This is a genomic window from Atribacter sp. (assembly GCF_035418125.1).
Lineage (GTDB): Bacteria > Atribacterota > Atribacteria > Atribacterales > Atribacteraceae > Atribacter > Atribacter allofermentans.
In genome coordinates, this window is the sequence record NZ_DAOLQM010000282.1 from 1 (window position 1) to 2,601 (window position 2,601).

General features: G+C 40.1%; 4 protein-coding genes. All 4 read right to left on the bottom strand.

Annotated features, from left to right (window positions below; translation table 11 throughout):
• Window positions 1-970: peptidoglycan D,D-transpeptidase FtsI family protein (locus PLK24_RS10525; protein ID WP_324478924.1), on the bottom strand; the 970-nt coding region annotated here is incomplete at its 3' end.
• Complete coding sequence (locus PLK24_RS10530) at window positions 967-1,296, bottom strand: hypothetical protein (RefSeq protein ID WP_324478926.1); 330 nt, start codon at window positions 1,294-1,296, stop codon at window positions 967-969. The genes PLK24_RS10525 and PLK24_RS10530, both read right to left, overlap by 4 nt.
• Window positions 1,293-2,192, bottom strand: coding sequence for a 16S rRNA (cytosine(1402)-N(4))-methyltransferase RsmH (rsmH, locus tag PLK24_RS10535; RefSeq protein ID WP_324478928.1), 900 nt, complete (start codon window positions 2,190-2,192; stop codon window positions 1,293-1,295). The genes PLK24_RS10530 and rsmH overlap by 4 nt, the downstream gene beginning before the upstream one ends.
• Window position 2,193: 1 nt before the next feature.
• A partial coding sequence (gene mraZ / locus PLK24_RS10540) for a division/cell wall cluster transcriptional repressor MraZ (RefSeq protein WP_324478930.1) occupies window positions 2,194-2,601 on the bottom strand: 408 nt, incomplete at its 5' end.

The following is a 2,601-nucleotide window of genomic DNA, read 5'->3' on the forward strand; positions in this document are numbered from 1 at the left end:
CTCGCACTCGATGATTATACACCATTATGGAACCACCACAATAAAAACTTTCTCCCAGATAAACCTTATTTTCCTGAAGGGCCGAAGCCATAATGAGAGGTTTAACGGTAGAACCAGGTTCAAATACCATTGATACAGCTAAGTTTCTCCAGGTTTCGGGTAAATAGTCATTAAAAAGATTATTATCATAGGAAGGACGTGAAGCCATGGCCAAGATATCTCCAGTTCTTGGATCATTCACTACTACCACACCCGCCTTAGCTTTGGTTCTTCCGATGGCCTCATCGAGAGCTTTTTCAATATAAAACTGAATGGTTCGATCAATAGTGAGGATAACGTTGTGTCCCGATTGAGGATTTAAGTAGACTAAGCTTCCAGGTATTTCTTTCCCGGTTCCATCCCTCTCAAAGGTCATATAACCCATCTTTCCAGTCAATTCCTCATTTAAAGTAAACTCCAACCCTTCCAACCCTTGATGGTCAATACCAACAAATCCAAGAATGTGGCTGAGGTGGGGAGAATGAGGATAATATCTTTTATTCTCTTTATTCCATTCAATACCGACTAATTTATCTTTTTCTAAATCTTCTTTCAGGTGAAGTGGAACCTGACGCTTTAACCATACAAAGGATTTTCGGCTCTCAAATTTTTCTTGTATTTCTTCCAGGCTAAGCCCTAACAACGGAGCAACTTTCTGAGCGGCACTTTCGGGGTTTTCTATCATTCTTGGAACACAATATACTGATATAGCTTCGGTATCGCGAGCTAGAACTTCGCCGTTTCGATCTAAAATTTGTCCACGAGCAGGAAGAAGATCTTCCATCCGGAAGCGAACCATGTTGGCTTTTTCCCGATACTCGTTTCCTTCAACAACTTGCAGGACGAACATTCGAAAAACAATATATCCTAAAATCAAAAAAACCATCATCACCAGAAAATTTGCCCGATGGACAAATCTTCTGGAGCTCATCTTTTCAACCCCGTTTCATTTCTATATTCTGCAACCGCTGCCTCACTCCCCTTAAGCTGAACTTTTTGATCAGCAGCAGCGAGAAATATCGTCCTCTCCGGTAAAACCATACCTAATTTATTAGTGGCAATTTCTTTAATTCGGTCCATTGACGAAAGATGAGAAATTTCAATTTCAATGCGATCTTTATTAGCAACCAGGCTTTCTATTCGTTCTTTCTTTAAACTTAAAACAAATCCTTTTTCGACAATTTCAGCTTGCAGTAACAAATACAAAAAAGACATACTCACCATGAATATTAAAAAAAATACGGCAATATTTTTCAAGCTGGAGTCCCCTCCTCTCTCATCATCTTTTGAGCGACTCTCATTCTGGCACTCCGAGCACGAGGATTCGACTGAATTTCTTGCCGAGAAGGTATCATAGGCTTGCGGTTGATGACCTCAAGTTGTTGACTATTTCGAAAGAAATTTTTAACAATTCGATCTTCAAGAGAATGATAGCTGAGAACCACCAGACGTGCTCCTTCATTCATAAATTGGACCACACTCTCTAAGGCCTTCGGTAATTCATCTAATTCATGATTAATATAAATCCGTAAAGCCATAAAAACCCGAGTTGCTGGGTGAATACCCCCTCTTCGACCCGGATTACATTTCCAAATAATTTTTTCCAACTCTCCAGTTGTAGCAATTGGTTTTCTCTGGCGAGCAACTACAATCGAATGAGCAATTTTACGTGATTTTCGCTCTTCACCGTAATAAAAGAAAATATCAGCCAATTCTTTTTCAGAATAGGTGTTAACAACCTGACAGGCGTCCATTTTCTGGCTTTGATCCATTCTCATATCCAATGGTCCATCCTGACTAAAGCTAAAACCTCTTTCTGGAGCATCTAACTGTCGAGAAGAAACGCCAAGATCAAATAAAACTCCATGAATAGTTTCAATTTTTTCTTGATGAAGAATTTCTGCTATCGTCGAAAAAGATCCTTGAACCAGTTTTACCCGGCTTCCAAAAACGGCCAACACTTGCCTTGCTGCATCAATAGCCTCCCGGTCACGATCGATTCCAACTAAAACTCCCTGTTGAGCAACTTTTTCCAATATTGCTTTGGCGTGACCTCCACCACCAACCGTAGCATCAACATAAACGCCATTAGGATCGGTAACCAAATACTGAATAACCTCAACAACCATAACCGGCTGATGATAGTGAAACACCTCAAATCCCCGTATCCATAATTTCTTCTGTTATATCTTCATATTTTCCTTCGACTTCTGAGGCATATTGATCCCAAACCGATTCCGACCAAATTTCCATTCTTTCTCCAACTCCAACCGTGACCACTTTTTTATCTATTTCTGCATACTCTCTTAAATGCCGGGGAATAGTAATACGTCCTTGAGCATCTATGGTTTCTTCACTGGCATTGGCTAAGAAAATCCGGGCAAATTCTCTCCCTGCTTTCTTGGTCATAGGGAGAGATGCAACTTTCCCTGCTAAAACCTGCCAGGCTGTTTCGGAAAAAACAAATACACAATTTTCAATACCTTTGGTAACATAGAGGGTGTTGGATAAATCTTTTCTGAATTCATTGGGAATGATGAGTCTTCCCTTATTGTCAACTGA